The organism is Neglectibacter timonensis (assembly GCF_900048895.1).
GTDB lineage: Bacteria > Bacillota > Clostridia > Oscillospirales > Acutalibacteraceae > Acutalibacter > Acutalibacter timonensis.
On sequence record NZ_LT160640.1, the window covers coordinates 818,502 to 835,997 of the forward strand.

16 protein-coding genes are annotated in these 17,496 nt (G+C 49.7%); 1 reads left to right on the forward strand and 15 read right to left on the reverse strand.

Annotation, left to right across the window (positions count from 1 at the left end; translation table 11 throughout):
• Positions 1 to 5 precede the first annotated feature (5 nt).
• On the forward strand, positions 6 to 1,106 hold the full coding sequence (locus BN3911_RS12740; RefSeq protein WP_066866252.1) for a hypothetical protein: 1,101 nt from the start codon (positions 6 to 8) through the stop codon (positions 1,104 to 1,106).
• A 126-nt stretch (positions 1,107 to 1,232) separates the two neighbouring features.
• Here BN3911_RS12740 and BN3911_RS12745 read toward each other — a convergent pair whose 3' ends face one another.
• The 15 genes from BN3911_RS12745 to BN3911_RS12815 all read right to left on the reverse strand — a co-directional run bounded on the left by BN3911_RS12745 (position 1,233) and on the right by BN3911_RS12815 (position 17,305).
• Positions 1,233 to 3,032, reverse strand: coding sequence for a serine hydrolase domain-containing protein (locus BN3911_RS12745; RefSeq protein ID WP_066866254.1), 1,800 nt, complete (start codon positions 3,030 to 3,032; stop codon positions 1,233 to 1,235).
• 109 nt (positions 3,033 to 3,141) lie between these two features.
• The gene (locus tag BN3911_RS12750) at positions 3,142 to 4,551 is read right to left on the reverse strand and encodes an aminopeptidase (protein ID WP_066866256.1); all 1,410 of its coding nucleotides are present in this window, start codon (positions 4,549 to 4,551) and stop codon (positions 3,142 to 3,144) included.
• Positions 4,552 to 4,735: 184 nt separating this feature from the next.
• Entirely contained in the window at positions 4,736 to 5,293 is a 558-nt protein-coding gene (locus BN3911_RS12755; protein ID WP_066866258.1) for a lytic transglycosylase domain-containing protein, read from the reverse strand.
• On the reverse strand, positions 5,290 to 6,909 hold the full coding sequence (locus BN3911_RS17790; RefSeq protein ID WP_066866260.1) for an L-threonylcarbamoyladenylate synthase: 1,620 nt from the start codon (positions 6,907 to 6,909) through the stop codon (positions 5,290 to 5,292). Before BN3911_RS17790 ends, BN3911_RS12755 begins: the two co-directional genes overlap by 4 nt.
• A gap of 37 nt (positions 6,910 to 6,946) precedes the next feature.
• The gene (prfA, locus tag BN3911_RS12765; protein ID WP_066866262.1) at positions 6,947 to 8,014 is read right to left on the reverse strand and encodes a peptide chain release factor 1; all 1,068 of its coding nucleotides are present in this window, start codon (positions 8,012 to 8,014) and stop codon (positions 6,947 to 6,949) included.
• Positions 8,015 to 8,126: 112 nt separating this feature from the next.
• Positions 8,127 to 8,324, reverse strand: a complete 198-nt coding sequence (locus BN3911_RS12770; protein WP_066866264.1) for a DUF951 domain-containing protein — start codon at positions 8,322 to 8,324, stop codon at positions 8,127 to 8,129.
• Positions 8,325 to 8,501: 177 nt separating this feature from the next.
• Positions 8,502 to 9,914, reverse strand: coding sequence for a CdaR family protein (locus tag BN3911_RS12775; RefSeq protein ID WP_066866266.1), 1,413 nt, complete (start codon positions 9,912 to 9,914; stop codon positions 8,502 to 8,504).
• Positions 9,915 to 9,917: 3 nt separating this feature from the next.
• Positions 9,918 to 10,820 (reverse strand): diadenylate cyclase CdaA, encoded by a 903-nt coding sequence (gene cdaA, locus BN3911_RS12780; RefSeq protein ID WP_066866268.1) that lies wholly within the window; start codon positions 10,818 to 10,820, stop codon positions 9,918 to 9,920.
• A gap of 308 nt (positions 10,821 to 11,128) precedes the next feature.
• On the reverse strand, positions 11,129 to 12,283 hold the full coding sequence (locus tag BN3911_RS12785) for an aminotransferase class V-fold PLP-dependent enzyme (RefSeq protein WP_066866269.1): 1,155 nt from the start codon (positions 12,281 to 12,283) through the stop codon (positions 11,129 to 11,131).
• On the reverse strand, positions 12,280 to 12,513 hold the full coding sequence (locus BN3911_RS12790; protein ID WP_242871131.1) for a putative Se/S carrier protein: 234 nt from the start codon (positions 12,511 to 12,513) through the stop codon (positions 12,280 to 12,282). The genes BN3911_RS12785 and BN3911_RS12790 overlap by 4 nt, the downstream gene beginning before the upstream one ends.
• Positions 12,514 to 12,606: 93 nt before the next feature.
• On the reverse strand, positions 12,607 to 14,358 hold the full coding sequence (locus BN3911_RS12795; RefSeq protein WP_187127750.1) for a DUF6020 family protein: 1,752 nt from the start codon (positions 14,356 to 14,358) through the stop codon (positions 12,607 to 12,609).
• Positions 14,359 to 14,373: 15 nt separating this feature from the next.
• Complete coding sequence (locus BN3911_RS12800; RefSeq protein ID WP_066866273.1) at positions 14,374 to 15,312, reverse strand: glycosyltransferase family 2 protein; 939 nt, start codon at positions 15,310 to 15,312, stop codon at positions 14,374 to 14,376.
• A gap of 71 nt (positions 15,313 to 15,383) precedes the next feature.
• On the reverse strand, positions 15,384 to 16,538 hold the full coding sequence (locus BN3911_RS12805) for a bifunctional 2-C-methyl-D-erythritol 4-phosphate cytidylyltransferase/2-C-methyl-D-erythritol 2,4-cyclodiphosphate synthase (RefSeq protein ID WP_066866276.1): 1,155 nt from the start codon (positions 16,536 to 16,538) through the stop codon (positions 15,384 to 15,386).
• Positions 16,539 to 16,629: 91 nt separating this feature from the next.
• The gene (locus BN3911_RS12810) at positions 16,630 to 17,088 is read right to left on the reverse strand and encodes a hypothetical protein (RefSeq protein ID WP_066866278.1); all 459 of its coding nucleotides are present in this window, start codon (positions 17,086 to 17,088) and stop codon (positions 16,630 to 16,632) included.
• Positions 17,069 to 17,305, reverse strand: a complete 237-nt coding sequence (locus tag BN3911_RS12815) for a helix-turn-helix transcriptional regulator (RefSeq protein ID WP_066867886.1) — start codon at positions 17,303 to 17,305, stop codon at positions 17,069 to 17,071. Before BN3911_RS12815 ends, BN3911_RS12810 begins: the two co-directional genes overlap by 20 nt.
• Between the last annotated feature and the right edge of the window lie 191 nt (positions 17,306 to 17,496).

Genomic DNA, 17,496 nt, shown 5'->3' on the forward strand with positions numbered 1-17,496 from the left:
AACCCATGAGAAACACACTGAAAAAGCTGACCGCCGCCTTGCTGGCGCTGGCAATGTGTCTGACCTTTGCAGGCTGCTACGACGAAAACAAGACCTGGGCCGCAAAGAAGGGCGACTCCACCATGCCCATCGGCGGATATATCTATTATCTCTACTCTTCTTACGGCGAAGCATCTTCCAAGGTGAACTCTGACACCGACGTGCTCAAGGGCACCATCGATGGCAAAGAAGCAAAATCTTGGATCCGTGACCAGGCCCTCAACCGTCTGAAGGCTTTCTACTACGTCAGTGACAAATTCGACGAGCTCGGCCTGGAACTTACAGAGGAAGACAAAACCAGCATTGACAGCCTCACTTCCGGCCTGTGGCCCTATTATCAGACCGCAATGGAAACGTTTGGAGTTTCCAAGGATTCCTTCAACCTGGCCTATTCCACCTACAGTGTCAAATATCAAAAAGTGTTTGAAGCCATGTATGGGGAGGGCGGCGAACTTGCCATTCCTGAGGAGGAGCTCAAGACCTATTATACCGACAATTATTACAGCTATGAGTTTTTCTATGCGCCCCTTTCCAAATCCAACGAGGACGGAACCAGTACAGACCTAAGCGACGATGAAAAAGCGGAGCTCAAAAGCACCTTCGAGAAATACGCAGAACAAGTCAACAACGGCAAGACTACCGTCAACGAGGCCGCTAACGACTATGCGGAAAAATCTTTAACCGATTCCACTTATAACTCTCCCATGCCGGCGATCAGCACAAATATTAACAGTACCATTCTGAACGCTTTGAAAACGCTGGATGACAATAAAGCTACTTTTGTGGAAACCTCCACCAACTATTATGTACTGCGCAAACTGCCTGCTGCCGACAAATTTGAAGAGCTTCTCTCCAGCGATTCTGACAGGCTCAGCCTTTTGAGCTCTATGAAAGGCGAGGATTTTGACAAGTATGTTTTGGAGAAAGCTGCCGAAGTGCAGGATGTGGAAGTGAATGAAAAGGCGCTCAACAGTGTCAACCTCTCCACTCTGGTCAACGACAATAATAAAAAAGGAACCGCAAGTTCGTCTGCAGAATCCTCTGCGACTGAATCCAGCGAGTCCTGACTTCCCGCCTCTGCCAGTAAATAAAATTCTCCTTTTGAACAAGTTTTGTTCGAAAGGAGAATTTTTTTAATTCCTGTACCGGGGATCAATTTCCAGAACAAATGAAGAAGGTTCCCCCCTTTCCTTCTATCCTGTCTTTCCTGCAGGTTCCCTCTTTTTTCCCCGCACTCTTGGCTCTACCGCACGTCGAACCGTATATTCAAAAATATCCCCGTCATTTTTGGCAACGAGCTTTGTCAGCCAGGAAGCTACGTTCTTATTATCCAAAAATCCAGTATCTCCCAAAAGAGATTCAAAGTCCGGAATTTCTGCAAGCCGCAGCTCAATGGATCCGTCGCGGAAGAAAAAGATCTTTATCTTCCGTCCATTGGAATTTTCCAAAAATGGCAGCAAGACTTTCAGCACCGTGTTGCCATCTTCGTCTCTGGCAAATCTGGCGCTGGCGGCCACCAAATAAGGTTCATGGTTTACCGTGATATTAGAGCAGGCAGGCTCTCCCCCAAAGCTTAACTCAATCCGGTTTTTCTCCGTCCCTTCCCCCACAGTCAGGAAAAAGCGGTTCTCCCGAATAGAGAAGGACAGCATATCGATGCAGGTGGTATAGTTATTCTGAAGCAGCTGCGTAAAGAGCGGCAGCAGCCGTGCTCCGCAAGGTGTCACCTCATAGGTTTTCCCATCCAGCAGCACACATTCCTGAGGCAGTGCGCTGCTTCTCCCCAGGGAAGGGAAAAAGCCTCTTTTCTCCTCGTGAAACATGCCGTTAAGGTTATATGCAGCAGCCTCAAAGTTTCGAAGTTCTGCCAAGGATTTCTTGTCAGGCGGAATTGCCCCGGGAGGGGAGAACGAATCCGAAGCAAAATACTTTTCGACAAGTGAAATAATCGTGGAGGTTTTAAAGAGGCAATCATTCCCCCCTGTCGTGACGATTACCATACTCACATCGGGCATTACAATGATATTTTGTCCTAAAATTCCGTTAAACAAATAGGAACCGGGCCGCTTTCCCATCCAGGTTTGATATCCATACCCCTGCTCCCCCATCTCCGGCGGAGTATCAATCTTTTTCGAGGTCATCTCGTCGATGAACTGCGAGGATATCAGGCGGCGGTTTTCCCAAATCCCTTTTTGTAGCATCAGCTGTCCTATTTTTGCCATATCTTCCGGACAGAGATAAAGCCCCCAACCGCCCTTTTCAATTCCCCTGGGACAGGTTTCCCAATGAACCCGTTCAATCCCCAAAGGGACAAACAACCGCGGCCGCAGAAACTGCATCAGCCCCATACCGGCGCGTTCCTTTACTACTGCCGAGAGCATATAGGTATTCATGCTGTTATAGGCAAACTCTGTGCCCGGATCAAACCTCACGCCGGACTCAAAAAACTCTTTGATCCAATCTTCCGTGGTCACCGCACCAGCTTCATTAAAATTCACCCCGCTGCTCATGGTGAGAAGATGGCGGATGGTGATGGTCTTAAACCTGCGAAATGCCAATGGATTTCCCAATGGAGTGAGTTTGCCGGGAAAGATATCACAGAGCTTTTCGTCCAGAGAGAGCTTTCCCGCATCTGCCAGCATGCCGATTGCCAAGGCTGTGATTCCCTTGCACATAGAATGAGTGACATGCCATACATCGCTGCGATAGGGCGCATAGGAGCATTCCGAAATAATCTTTCCATTTCTAAGCACCAGGATTGTATGGGGGTTGATTGTGGGGTGGACCTGCGCTTCTCTGAGGAACTGCGTCAAATGGCCTGAAGATATTCCTTCCCGCTCCGGCGTACTTCTGGAAAGCCGGAATTCTCTTTTTACCGTACTCCTTCTATAGCGGGCTTTCTGCGGTTTGAACTTAATTTTTGCAACTTGTTGTTTTTGCTTGAAAATATCCAAAAAAAGGCCTGCCGTACGCCTTTGCATGCGAAAGTCCATCAAATCACATCCCTTCCATTCTAGTATAGCGGATAAATGTGAAGAAATTATAACAGGAGCCCGGAATGTTTCCAGACTCCTGTTATTTTACAACTGTTCTTCTGTTTCTTTACGCCTCAAAATAGGCCTTGAATCCCTTATAAGCCATATAGACGTCCAATTTGGAAACGACTTCAAAAGGAGAGTGCATCGAGAGCACCGGCACGCCCACATCGATCACGTCCGCATTGAGCCTGGCCACCTCAAGAGCAACCGTACCTCCGCCGCCCTGATCCACCTTGCCCAGCTCACCAATCTGCCATACAACATCATTGTCATCGAAGATCCGGCGGACCCAGCCCAAAAATTCAGCGGATGCATCATTGCTGCCGCCCTTACCGCGAGAGCCGGTATATTTGGAAATACCGATTCCGCGATTCAGATAGGTGGAATTGTTCGCCTCAAAAGCATAGGCATAATTGGGGTCATAGGCCGCGGACACGTCGGCGGAAAGACAGTTGGACTTTGAGAGAACATGCCGTGCCTCTTCTCCGTCCTGCGCAGCCAGGTCAGCCACAAAATAATCCAGATATTCCGAGGCAAGACCCGTATTTCCTACACTTCCGATCTCTTCCTTATCCGCCAAAACAGTAATGACCGTCTGTTCCGGAACTTCACAATCAAGAATCGCCTCTAAGGCAGGATAGGCACAGACACGGTCGTCGTGGCCATAGGCGCCCACCATACTGCGGTCAAAACCGATGTCCGCCGCAGGGAAAGCAGGAACAAATTCTAGCTCGGCGGAAATCAGGTCTTCCTCCACAATGCCGTACTGCTCATTCAGAATTTTCATCACATTCAGTTTGAACAGCTGCTCGCCTTTTTCGTCTCCCACCGGCAAACTGCCGGCGAGAATGTTCAAATCCTCACCGGTAAAGGCTTCCCCCAGCTTTTTGGCCATCTGATCTTTGCCCAAATGCGGCAGTATATCAGTGATGCAGAACTGGGGCTCCCCAGCCTTTTCCCCCACGCTCACCGTCAGTTCGCTTCCATCCCGGCGCACAATCTTCCCATGCATGGACAGAGGAATGGCAGTCCATTGATACTTCTTAATCCCGCCGTAATAGTGGGTTTTCAGCATAGCAAGCTCATTCGACTCATACAGGGGGATCGGCTTCAGGTCGATCCTAGGACTGTCTATATGTGCCGCAGCGATACGCACACCGTTTTTTGTTCCCTGCCTGCCGATTACCGCCAGGCAGATGGCTTTTCCCCGATTGTTGTAGTAAACCTTATCCCCGGCCTGATATTTCTGCGCAGCGTCAAAAGGCTTGAAACCGGCTTTCTCAGCAGCCTCCACAGCAAAGGAAACTGTCTCTCGTTCGGTTTTGGAACGATTCAGAAAATCTTTGTACCCTTCACTGAATTCATCCGCCTTCCTCAGTTCCTCCGCGCCGGCCTTCACAGCGCCGTGCCTGCGGTCGCTGAGCAAATCCAGAGCCAGTTTTTCCACATTAACCGTTTCTGTTATTTTATCCATACCTAATATCTCTCCTATCCTACTTCATTTTTAAAGGCAGTATTGTTTGACCAAGCCTTTTTAACAGTACCGCTTTTTCCTGAAAATGTCAATTGTTGAAACTCCATTCTATGCCGCCAGTTTCGCACAATTTTTAGAATTCCCCCATTTTCCCCGCTCATGAGAGGCAAAATAGGGAACCCTTTTATTTGTAAAGCTTTTGATACATTTTATAGTTTTCCTTTACTCTTCGGAGGTACGCCTTTGTCTCCGGAAAGGGGATGGTATGCAGGCTTTTTCCATCATCGGAATATTCGCCGCCCTGCAGCCAGCCTGACACATTTCCCATCCCTGCATTGTAGGCGCAAAGCGCCACATCCAGACTGCCGTACTGATCCAAGAGCAAGCGCAGCAAAGCACATCCGCAATGAATATTGTCGGAAGGATCAAAAAGGTCTTTTCCTCCATTTTCAGGGGGATGCAAAGAAGAAATCCAATCAAACGTGGCTTCCGTCAGCTGCATCAGACCATGCGCGCCGGCATGGGATTCCGCCTGTTCGTCGAAACCGCTCTCTGCTCTTATCACAGCATATACCAAGTTTTCTTCCAGCCCAAACTCAGCCGCCTCCCGCCGTACAATTTCTTCATAAGGGCGGGGATACAGCCATTTCATCACTTGCTCTATGACCTGCGGCCCTCCAATTACCATGCCCGCACTGAACAGGCAGATCAGGACGAGGCCTATAAGACAGCCTTTCTTCATAGGGTATCTGAATCTCCTTGCAGTTCTTCAAAAATTTTGGAAACAGCGTCCCGAAGATTTTCCTCTCCCCTATTTTCCACCACAAAATCGGCACGGGAAGTATAGAAAGCATTTCCCTGCTGTGCAGAAAGCCGCAGCGCAGCCTGTTCCTGTGAAATGCCGTCCCGCGCCATGATCCGGGAAGTCCTTATTTCTTCCGGAGCGCTTACAGCAATAATACGGCAGCATACGGCGTCCAATCCCGCTTCAAACAGGGTTGGGGCATCCAGAAGAATAATTTTTTTTCCAGACCGTTCCTCCTCCTCTACCTGCTTCCACATCTGCCTCAGGATCCTGGGAAACGTGATTTTCCCCAGAATTTTTTTCCCCTGGTTGGTGCGGAAAGCCCGCTGCGCCACCAGCGCCCGGTTGAAACCGCCATCGACGAGAATGTCCTCCCCAAAGGCCCGTGCCAATTCCAGAAGACAGGCTTTATCATAGACCTGCGAGCTTCGTGTCAGGGAGTCACAATCCACCGCGCCGCAGCCCAATTCACAAAAAAGTTGGGAGACTGTACTTTTCCCAGCACCACTGGGACCTACCAGGCCGACCAGACGCCTGGTTCCGGGACGTGCTATTTGAAAGCCCGCTGAACGAATCAGCCTGTTATAAACGGCCAGTCCCACGCCGCTTTTGGATGGAATGTGTGCGAATACCCGTTGTGCGCCGATTTCATCCAGATAATGAAGCGCTGAAAAGAGAAGATGCGCCTGTTTTTCCCCATCATACCGGGTGCCGTAACTGACAAAAGGCACTTTCAGCTTTTCTGTGTCCTCATCAAAGCAGAGCGCATGACAGTTTTGTTTCGAATTGACAAAAGTCACATACTCTTCCGGTGAAGCGTCGACAATCACCACATCTGCTTTGGGAGAATAATGCTTGTATTTCATTCCGGGAGACGCTGCGCTCTTACCCTCCTGCAGCCGATGAACGACTGCGTCGTCCACCTCTACCTCTCCCAGAATACTGCGCAGCTGAGAGACCGTAACGCCGCCGGGCCGCAGGACTCTGGGCGTACCTTCCGCCAGGGTGATCACCGTAGATTCCACTCCCACGGCACAATCTCCTCCATCCAAAAGCGCATCCACCCTGCCGTTTAAATCCTCCTGCACATGGGCGAACATAGTCGGGCTCGGTTTTCCCGAAAGATTTGCCGAGGGGGCTGCCAGAGGTACGCCAGCAGCCTGAATTACGGCCCTCGCTATGGGATGGGATGGGAAGCGAACCGCAACCGTATCCAAACCGCCGCTGGTTTCCTCAGGGATCAGCTCTGATTTTTTTAAGATGATAGTCAAAGGTCCCGGCCAAAACGCCGCCGCCAGCTTTCTGGCGCTTTCCGGCACTTCCCGTACCAGCGGCTTCAGCTGGGTAAATTCGCTGATGTGAACGATAAGAGGATTATCGGAAGGCCTTCCCTTCGCCTCGTAGATCTTCCGCACCACTTTTCCGTCCAGAGCATTCGCCGCCAGGCCGTACACCGTTTCCGTAGGGATGGCAACCAGCCCCCCGCTCCGCAAGATTTCTCCCGCTTTTTCGATATCATTTGTATTGTGTCCACTCAAGATTAATGTCTTCATTTAAAAACCCATTCCTTGATTTTTGCTGCAAACCCTTTTACTGGGATTCCTCCAGTTTGGCGGCCCGGTCTGCCGCTATGAGAGGATCGATCACCTCATCGAGAGCCCCATTGAGAACATCCTCCAGCTTATACAGGGTCAAACCGATACGGTGGTCCGTTACTCTGGCCTGCGGATAATTATAAGTTCTGATCCTCTCGGATCTGTCTCCTGTTCCCACCTGGCTTCTCCGCTCCTCCGCCACCTGGCTGCTGGCCTTTTCCACCTCTTGGGCCAAAAGACGGGCGCGCAGTACTTTCATAGCTTTATCCTTGTTTTTATATTGGCTGCGTTCATCCTGACATTCCACCACCATACCAGTGGGAAGGTGAGTGATACGGATCGCGCTGCTGGTTTTATTGATGTGCTGTCCTCCTGCGCCGCTGGAACGGAAGGTATCGATCTGCAAATCCTTAGGATCAATCTGCACATCCACATCTTCCGCTTCCGGAAGCACAGCTACAGTGGCGGTCGAGGTGTGAATCCGTCCCTGCGCCTCTGTTTCCGGCACGCGCTGAACCCGGTGGACGCCGCTTTCAAATTTCAACCTGGAGAAAGCGCCCTCCCCATCGATCATAAAACTCACTTCCTTAAAACCGCCCAATTCGGTTTCATTGAGGTTTACAAGCTCGGTTTTCCAGCCTTTCTTTTCCGCGTACATACTGTACATGCGGTAAAGATTGGCGGCAAACAGCGCCGCTTCCTCGCCGCCTGCCCCGCCCCGGATTTCCACGATCACATTCTTTTCGTCGTTGGGATCCTTCGGCAGAAGCAGGAGTTTCAGCTGTTCTTCCAGCCGGGCAAGCAGTTCCGAGTTTTCACGAATTTCTTCCTGAGCCAGCTCCCGTAATTCTTTCTCCGACGTCTCTTCCAGAAGTTCTTTGGCCTCGGCCAGAGACTCGACACAGCCCTGATATGCTCGATACGCCTCTACAATGGGAGTGATCTCCTTATGCTCCTTCATCAGCGCCGCATACAGTTCCCGGTCGGCAGCGCTCTGCGGATCATAAAGCTTCAAATTCAATTCCTCATAGCGGTTTTCAAATACCTGAAGATTCTCAAACATAGGATACAACCTTTCCAAAGAGTAGAACTATTCCTGAAAAGCAGTGAAACATTCTGTATTCTTTCACCGCGCTCATCTTTTTATCTTTCAAGGGTTCTCACTTGTAAAAAAGCTATAAGGTGTCTTCCTCTTCTTTTCGAATAATCTTTTTGATGTTCTTTTCACATTTGAGTCGGGGAACCATCACTTCTCTGCCGCAGCCGTTGCACCTGATCTTGAAATCCATACCGGAACGCAGAACGGTAAACTCCATACTGCCGCAGGGATGCGGCTTTTTCATTCTTAAAACATCTCCTACCCGAACATCCATGCCCAGAACCTTCCTTTCTCTTCTCGCTGAATAAAACTGATTTTACATTATACACTGCTTCCCCCTCTTTTGCAAAGAGAGGATTTTAAGACCAGCCGCTGAAAAGACAGTTACGGAAAGAGCGGAAATATCCTGCCGGATACCCCCGCTCTTTTTCACTGTTCTGTCAATCAGAATCTATTCCTGAGGGGTCGCCGCCACTCCCCCTGCAGAAGACTCTTCTTTCGCCGTTGTGGGCACTGCATTTTTATCAGTAATTGTCACATACACGCTGTAAGATCCCACAGACCAGCAGGAATCCGCTCCCGACACCGTAACAGTAACAGGCACTTCGATAATGCCGGTCTGTTCGGCGTAATTCGTCATATCCACCGTACAGGAAACAGAATCGCCAGTAAGCTTGCCCACCTGCGCCTCAGAACCTATTAGAATGACCTCCAGAGATTTTGTGGTCAGCTCCACATTCTTTCCTGCCGGCTTCTTGGTCACAGAAATATTGGCAGTGGTCACCCTGGCCTCCTCATAGCCGTTGAGGTTTACCGTAACCTTGGCGGTACTCATATTGCCTTCTGCCAGATTGGTAATATTTTTTGCTCCTGCCGGAAGAGGAATTTCAGATTCAAACTCATTCTTTTTGTTCGGCGAAAGCTCTGAAAAATCAATCACATCCGTCAAGGCAATCTCCTCTATGGAACTGAGCACCTCTGTCGGGGCTGCAATATCTATCTGCGCAGGCTCAACTGTGATACGCCCGGCAGGGAAATTCTTGGGTCCGTTAATGGTATTTGCAACCACAGGCACAGTTTTCTTCGGCATGACCGGAATGGTGATTTCTACCGTTTCCGTGCTCATAGAGAGATACATGCCGGAATAATCCGTAATCTTTTGATTGTTCTGGTCATAGAGCGTGAGAGAACAGGAAGAAATCACTTTGTCTTCCCTCAGGGTATCGGGCACGGTATATTCCGCAGCAACCCTGCTTATTTTATTGACAGAGGATTCCGGTCCGGATATCGTTACCGAATCTTCTGAGAAAGTGGCAGTCCCCGCATAGTAATGAGAATCCGCACTATACTTTACGTTATCCTCAATCGGGAAGGTCACCTCTCTGTTACGGTCAAATTCCACGGTAATTTCCTCAGGATTTACCGCTACTATACTGTAATCGGAAATGGCGTTTTTCTTTTCCGTCCGAACGGGCAATACTATTTTCTGCAGCGTGTTGCCTGTCGTCAGCTTATTGGACGTAGGGTTCAAAGTAGCGCTGACAGAAAAATTATCTGCTTTCAGCTTGTTGACAATCATACTGTTTCCCGTCACAGAAATGTCCGCTGTGGTGTAAGAAGAATTATACACCTTTAAACCCTCTTCTTCCGCGGCGGCGGAAAGCTTTACCTCGATCGGCACATCGTAAATCACATAGGGGCTGCCATCGCTGCCGGCTTTCATAAAAAACCAGATGACAACCGCTGCGAGAATGGAAAAGACAAGCACAAAGGTATTATGGTAAAAAATGTTGCGCAGGTTCACCTTGCGCTCCTTTTTTGGCGGCTTTCCGCTTTCCGGCATGCGTTTATTTTCTTCACCCATCCGTCAGGCCTCCTTTTTCGAAGAGCTGAAGCCCAGCTTTCCGAGAATCCGTTTCCCACCCGAGGCAGCCCCTTCTGAACTGCTGATCAGCAGCTGTTCCAGCTTTTCCCGCAGGGTTACCCGATTGTAATTCCGGGTCAACCTGCCATTCAAGGCGATGGAAATCTGACCGGTTTCCTCTGAAACCACTACCACCACAGCGTCGGAATTCTCACTCATGCCCAGACCGGCCCGGTGCCGGGTGCCTAAATCCGCACTGATGGAAATGTTGCTGGAAAGCGGAAGGATACAGCCGGCGGAATAAATCCTTCCCGCCCGGATAATCATGGCCCCGTCATGTAAAGGCGCCTTGTTGAAGAAGATATTCGCAATGAGCTGGGCAGATGGATCCGCCTCGACAATCGTACCGGTCTCCACAATTTCACCCAGCTTGGTATGCCGCTCAAATACAATCAGCGCTCCCATACGCATCTGTTGAAGCACTGCAGTGGCGTCCACTACGCCCTCAATCGCCTTACGGATCTGCGTCTTGTCGCTCTCCTTCTCCTTGACGCCGACAGCGTTTGCCAAAGACTGCCCTACTTTGCTGCGCCCCATCTGCTCCAGCGCCTTCCGGATTTCAGGCTGGAATACGATGAGCAGTGCAAGGAAAGCAAACTGAAAGAAAGTGCGGAGAATGGTGCTGAGCATCAGCAGCTCAAACTGGGAAGAGAGCAGGAATATTACCACAAGGATGATAATTCCCTTGACCAGCTGGCCAGCCCTGGTCTCCCGCACCAGCTTTATGGCGCTGTAGATCAGAATTGTGACAATGATCACGTCAATGGCATCTTTGAAGGTAAATTGACGTGCAAGGTTTAGCAGAAACTGGCCTTTCTGCACTATGTAGTCTGCCAAACTGTCCATTTTCGTCAATCCTTTCTGTATCAAGCTGAATCATACCGTTCACGCAAAAGGAAAGCAAGACCGGGATACTGCCGTAAAAAAACAAAGCCGCCCTGCCTGTCCAACGTATCTCCGAGTGTAGAAAAGGCTTTCTCTTTTTCACAAGCCGCCTACCAAACTGCCAGAGCCGTCTGATAAGACGTTTCCCCTTGTTCCCAATATCACAACTGGGCTATTCATGCGAAGACTGGCTCCGCATGAAGCCCAATTTTTTATCATTCTACCATAAAAAAAGCGCAAATAAAAGGTTTTTTCGTTTTTTGGTCAGATTATCTCCCGTTTTTTCCCAACCGATAGCCGCGTATGCGCGACAGCAGCAGATCGATCTCCTCCCGGCGGGTAAATACAGAAGGCGAAACCCGCACAGTGCCTTCCTCTGTGCCCATTTTCTCGTGGGCAAGAGGAGCACAGTGCAGCCCGCACCTCACCGCAATACCGTTTTGCGCCAGATACTCTCCAACGTTTTCACTTGTTTCCCCTTTGATATTAAAAGAGAGCACAGGAACAAAAAAAGGTTCCCGCGGAGGCATTGTATACAATTCAACCTGGGAAATAGCGGCTAAACGGTCATATAAATATTCGATCTTTTTCATTTCTGACCTGAAGATATTCTGCTGTCCCTTTCTTTTTACAAACTCAATTCCAGCCCGAAGGCCAAGAATTCCGGGCACATTCTGGGTACCGGGCTCATAACGCTCCGGAGGGTCATCAGGCTGAAGCAGGCTGCGGGACTGCGTACCTGTTCCTCCCTCTGTCAAGGTGGCCAAACGATCCTGAGGATTACGCAAAATCAATAAACCCGTCCCCATGGGTCCATACAAACCCTTATGACCCGCCACACATAAATAATCGATCCCTCCCGCGGTAACGCTGATCGGTACCAGCCCGGCCGTCTGCGCACAATCCACACAGATTTTAGCTCCATACTGGTGAGTGAGGGCCGCTATGCGTTCCACTGGAAGCCTGATGCCAAACACATTGGACGCATGGGTACACACCACCAGCTTTGTGTTGGGCTGCATCGCTTTCCGAAAAGAATTCAGCGTGGCGTCATTGTCACCGGGAAAAGTTTCCGCTACCGTGTAAGAAATACCCTTGTCCGCCATAACGGTCAACGGACGCATAACCGCATTGTGTTCCAAATCGGAGACAACGACATGATCTCCGCTTCTTAAGCTTCCCTTTAACACCAAATTCAGGGATTGAGTACAGCTTGGCTGAAAAACGACGCACTCCGGCCCGCTGGCGCCAAAAAAATCTGCCGCTGTACGGCGGCAATCATAAAGCGCCTGTGTCGTACGCATGCTCATTCCATAGCCGCTACGGCCAGGGTTCGCCCCAAATTCCCGCAGCGCCTGCTGCATGGCTTCTCGTACTGGAAGCGGTTTTGGGAATGTTGTGGCGCTGTTATCGAGATAAATCACCCGCCATCATCTTCCGTCTGGTCCAGCCGTTCTATAACGCGGATCCCATTCTCACGCAGGATCCTCTCTGCCTCGTCTGTTCTGTCCGGCACATATACACCGTAGCCACAGCCTGTCTCCCGAGTCTTGGGAATGCGTTCCACATAGGAACGTATACCGTAGCCAAATAAAATTTCTTTACCTTTCATTGCATAAGTGACGGAACTGACTATGATTAAAGGCTTGCCCAAAAAATCACCTCATTTATAACTGACGATTTTGTCGCTTGCGATATCTTATGCAGGCAGCAAAATTTCGGTTACGCCTGAAGCACAGACGGCAAGTCAAGCAGAAGGCTCCTCTTTGAAGGAAGACGCTCCGGATTCTCCAAACAGCGACAAAAACAGAAGAAACGGCAGCACATAGGGCAGGGCAAGTACATATCTCATACTGCAGTATAGCGGCGTGGCCACCAAAATCGTCAGCCAAACCCCGGCTGCAGGCAGATAGGCCAGAAGCGTTCTGTAGTTCTTCCGGTATAATAGCAGGAGCGCTCCCGCAAGCAATATCCAGACTATCGTTCCCGTACTGGGAAAATCCATGGTTTGCTGCAGAAAACCGCTGAGGTCCACACCGGTCCACTGGAAAAGCCAATTTACCTTTGTCACACCCAGTTCTCTTGCAGCGTTGGCGATGCCGCCAACCGGTATGGTCTTCGGTTCCCAGTTCCAATAACCATAGGTCTGCATCAGGTAAGCCCGGCAGTATTCCCCAAAATTTCCAGGCAGCAAGGAAAACCATAAGCGGAAAAATTCTCCCTTATGGGCGTTTAGATACTCCCGGTTCAATGAATTTTTCGCAGGGTCAGCCAGAAAAGGATCATATCCTTGCAGCTTTTCCACGTCGAATAATCTTTCCAAGCTTTCTTGCTGCTCCGGGGTGATCGTTCCATTGAGCTTGACGGTACGGGCAATCTGCTGAACCGGAATCGACAGCGATTCGCTGAAAGGACCCTTCTTGACACCGCAGGCATAAAACGCATTCAGCACCAGAGGCACCAACAGAGCGCCGCACAAAAGGGCCGGCAGTGTCCGGCGAAGCTTTTTCCGGAAACAGACCAGCAACACAACGGTGGAGAGTATTAGCACATAGTAGCCGTTATGCCGGAAAATTCCCATCAGGAAAGAAACCAAAACATATCCCGCAGCGCCCTTGAAGCTTTGCAGCTTTTCCCCCCTGCTTTCCACCACATCCCAGGTGTAGAGCGTATAAAGCAGTACAGCAGCAGCAAAGGGTACGTCCTTCCAAAGCGTAAAGGAAAAATCCGCAAACATAGGCGACAGGGCAAACCACAAGACCGCGATTACAGGGACTGCCGGATGAGGCCTTCTGCGGCAGAGCCAAGCAGTTCCATAACCCACAGTAAAGGCGCAGAAAAACATCTGTGCCAGAGAAAATACCGCTACTCCCACCGTGGGGCCGCCCACCAGCATCCCCAATTTGACAAAAAGACGAATTAGCAATGTATAAACAACCGGGTGATAATCTGTCAGCGGCGTAATGCCCATGGCCTGGCGCAGCGTATAAAAAGAATCAATGCTCAGACTGCCGGGATAATAGACCAGAAAGCTGATCAACCAACAGACAAATACGACCAAAAAAGCCAGCAGCCCGGCCTTGCGGGGGCTGAACCGGAAAGTTTTTTTCACACCGATTTTTTCACTCCATTGAACCAAAAGAGGAAGAAGGACAGCGAGTACAACAGTAAATAGCACGAACAGTCCCAGCAGAAAGAGAAAATCAGAGGAGCGCAACGCCAAAAAATCCTTCGTTTCCACCTGTATCTTCCTGCCCACTACTGCGGCAGCAGCCATAGCAGCGCCGAATACAGCAGACAAGACGACGGCACGCCTTTCCCGGGAAACCAGTATTTTATCCGAACACCATAATACCGTCCCAGCCAGTAGAAGCACCCAGACCACATTCCAGCGCCCTGTGAAAAAATAAGCGGCAATCAACCCTACTGACAAAGAAAGCGCCACCTGTGCCGAAAACAAAAGTGGATTTTTCTTTTCTCTTCTCAAACTCTGTTCCACAGGCATTGTTCTCCTTTACTTGTTCAGGTTGTTTTTCCAATGACGGACCTGATTCAGTTTAAATTCAAAGTCCTGCTTTTCCTGCTGGGTTACCACACTTAGAATCAGGCCGCCGAAATACGACATCACCGCAGCCAGCGCGGCAAAGCCGCTGACGATCAAAGTGGGAAACCGTTCCACCAGTCCGGTTTTGGCAAAGCCCACCAGAACAGGAAGAAATAACGCAAGCGCCAACAACAACAGCAACGCGGAAAAGGCGCCGAAAAATTTCATAGGCTTATAGTTTTTAAACAATTTCCAAACCGTTTTAATCACTTTCCAGCCGTCGGAATACGTGTTCAGCTTGGATTCGCTGCCCTCCGGTCGGTCCCGATAAGTCACCACTACATTCCGCAGACCCATATTCTTATCCAAGGCATGAATGGTCATTTCCGTTTCAATTTCAAAGCCTTTGGAAAGCACGGGAAAGGTTTTGACGAATTCATAGCTGAATGCGCGGTATCCCGTCATGATATCCCGAACATCACTGTGAAACAGGGTACGGATCAGCCCCCTGACCAGCACATTCCCGAAATTGTGAAACGGCCGTTTGTTCTCCGTAAAATACGTGGAAGAAAGCCTGTCGCCAATGACCATATCGGCTCCCTGCTCCAGAATTCCAGATACCATTTCTCTGGCGTTTTCTGACGGATAAGTGTCGTCTCCGTCAATCATCAGATAGCATTCGGCATCGATATCCCGGAACATACTCCGTATCACATTGCCCTTCCCTTGCCTGTACTCATACCGTACCACCGCTCCTGCATCCCGGGCAAGTTCATCCGTATGATCAGAAGAATTGTTGTCGTATACATAGATTACCGCTTCCGGAAGCTCCCGTCGGAAATCCGACACTACCTTGCGAATCGTCCTGCTCTCGTTATAACATGGTATCAAAACCGCAATTTTATCCATCTCGATCTCTCCTCTTTTCCCTAGCCTGCGCTGCCCGGCGATTTGTCCGGTAGCATTGCAGATACAATATTTTAGGACAGCAGGCAGACCGCCGAGGCCGACATTCCCTCCCCGGAGCCTGTAAAACCCATCCCCTCTTCCGTGGTGGCCTTTACACTGATCTGTTCTGTGGTGATCCCGCATGTCTCTGCAAGTTTTTCCCGCATTTGCAGAATATAAGGCGCCAATTTAGGTCTCTGTGCCATAACAGTGGCATCGATATTTTTGATTTCATGGCCCGATTCCCGCACTCTGCGGCAGACCTCTGAAAGAAGCAGCAGGCTGTCCGCTCCCCGGTACCTCTCCTCAGTGTCCGGAAATAGTTTTCCGATATCTCCCAAAGCAGCCGCACCCAATAACGCATCGGCTACCGCATGGGCAAGTACGTCTGCATCAGAATGTCCCAAAAGCCCTTTTTCAAAAGGAATTTTTACACCGCCCAGAATCAGCGCCCTGCCTTCTGTCAACCGATGAACATCATAACCGCTGCCAATTCTCATTTTTTTCTCTCCCGCCAGAAAGGCCTCCGCCGAAAGCAGATCCTCCGGTGTCGTAATCTTGAGATTTTTGTAATCGCCCTGAACCAGATGCACTCTTCCTCCGGCAGCCTCCACCAGCTGGCAGTCATCGGTAAAGGTCCTTCCGGAACTGGCCGCCCGTTCCGCGGCATAGAGATAAAGCGCCCGCTCAAAGGCCTGTGGCGTCTGCACCGACATCAATTTTTCCCGAGGCGGCGTTTCCAGAACAAATCCTTCTTCATCCACCAGCTTACAGGTATCCTTTACCCGGACAGCTGCTGCGGAAGCTCCATATTGGAGTGCATCCTCACATACCGCCTGAACCAAATTCGAAGTGACCAGCGGCCGCGCCCCGTCATGAATCAGCAGATAATCGCAGTCCTCCAAAACATGGATTCCGTTCAAAACCGAATCCTGGCGTTCCGGCCCTCCGGCTATCAGCTCAACCTGCTTTGGCGACGCTGCCGCTATCTTTTCTATTTTTTCCCGGTCCTCGTCCCGGCACACCACCGCAAGCCGCGCAATCAACGGGCATGCACAAAGGGCGTCTAAAGAATAGGAAAGTACCGGCCGTCCCGCCAAATTCATCAGCACTTTAGACTGTGAAGCACCCATTCGCCTTGAGCTGCCGGCAGCTACAATCACCGCGCCGAAGTTATTCTGCAACATGCTCTGCCTCTTTCTTCAGAATTTTCTTAATTCTGGAATATTATACCTCATTTCAGCGGTTCGTCAACATAATCGACGAATTCTACCATTTTCAGTACTTTCTATTGTACACAGCATAACTTACAGCCTTCAATAGCGCGGTAAAAAGTAGAAGCCCCAGCGAAACATAAAAAGCCGGCATATTCCACAGAGCCGCCGTACAGGTAACAAACAGCATTGCCAAAATCAGCACATCCACTACAAGCCCGCCGCTTTTATCGTGCAAAAACCGATCTCTTTCCTCTTTCTTGCTTTTTTCTTCCTCCCACAGCAAACGCTGATTGGCAAGCATCTTATTGCTCCGCACTATCTTGGCAATTACTACGCCCATACCGCCGAAAAAGATAATTCTGCTGACTGCCGTTGCAAGCCGTGTCATTTTTCTGGAATCACCCAGACCAATCATGCCCACTATAACCATATAAGCCAGCATTCCTGCGAAAATGATCCACAAAATCCTGACTCTCAGCTTAACCTGTTCCGAATATGATTTATGCCTGCATCTGTTCATATTTTCTCTCCTCCAGCTCCTTATTTTCCTGCAGGCAATATAAATCTTCCACTGTGGTCTCAAACACTAAAGATATCCTGTAAGCCAGCATCAAGGAAGGGTTATATTGTCCTTTTTCCAGTGAAATGATAGTTCGGGAAGAAACGTCGACCAATTCAGCCAGCTCCTGCTGCGTCATGCCTCTCAACTGCCGGTACTCTCTTATCCTGTTTTTCAGAGATTTCACCCCTTTCAACAACATGAAGCACGCTTCGCATGAAGTTTACTTCATGTTAGCATTTTTTCAGTATTCTGTCAACAGTTCGAGGACGCTATTGGATAAAAAAACATAGAACGCGAAGTTTTACAAAGATTTAACGTTTGACAGTACCCTTTCTCGTCTCTTTTTCGTAAAAACGGATTGAACTT

Bases quoted from the DNA above. Each gene is read 5' to 3' on its own strand.
- BN3911_RS12775 (WP_066866266.1), bottom strand. From the start codon at position 9,914: ATGGGTGAAGAAAATAAACGCATGCCGGAAAGCGGAAAGCCGCCAAAA.
- BN3911_RS12805 (WP_066866276.1), bottom strand. From the start codon at position 16,538: ATGTTGCAGAATAACTTCGGCGCGGTGATTGTAGCTGCCGGCAGCTCA.
- BN3911_RS12810 (WP_066866278.1), bottom strand. From the start codon at position 17,088: ATGAACAGATGCAGGCATAAATCATATTCGGAACAGGTTAAGCTGAGA.
- cdaA (WP_066866268.1), bottom strand. From the start codon at position 10,820: ATGGACAGTTTGGCAGACTACATAGTGCAGAAAGGCCAGTTTCTGCTA.
- BN3911_RS12745 (WP_066866254.1), bottom strand. From the start codon at position 3,032: ATGGACTTTCGCATGCAAAGGCGTACGGCAGGCCTTTTTTTGGATATT.
- BN3911_RS12770 (WP_066866264.1), bottom strand. From the start codon at position 8,324: ATGGATGTTCGGGTAGGAGATGTTTTAAGAATGAAAAAGCCGCATCCC.
- prfA (WP_066866262.1), bottom strand. From the start codon at position 8,014: ATGTTTGAGAATCTTCAGGTATTTGAAAACCGCTATGAGGAATTGAAT.
- BN3911_RS12750 (WP_066866256.1), bottom strand. From the start codon at position 4,551: ATGGATAAAATAACAGAAACGGTTAATGTGGAAAAACTGGCTCTGGAT.
- BN3911_RS12740 (WP_066866252.1), top strand. From the start codon at position 6: ATGAGAAACACACTGAAAAAGCTGACCGCCGCCTTGCTGGCGCTGGCA.
- BN3911_RS12755 (WP_066866258.1), bottom strand. From the start codon at position 5,293: ATGAAGAAAGGCTGTCTTATAGGCCTCGTCCTGATCTGCCTGTTCAGT.
- BN3911_RS17790 (WP_066866260.1), bottom strand. From the start codon at position 6,909: ATGAAGACATTAATCTTGAGTGGACACAATACAAATGATATCGAAAAA.
- BN3911_RS12800 (WP_066866273.1), bottom strand. From the start codon at position 15,312: ATGGATAAAATTGCGGTTTTGATACCATGTTATAACGAGAGCAGGACG.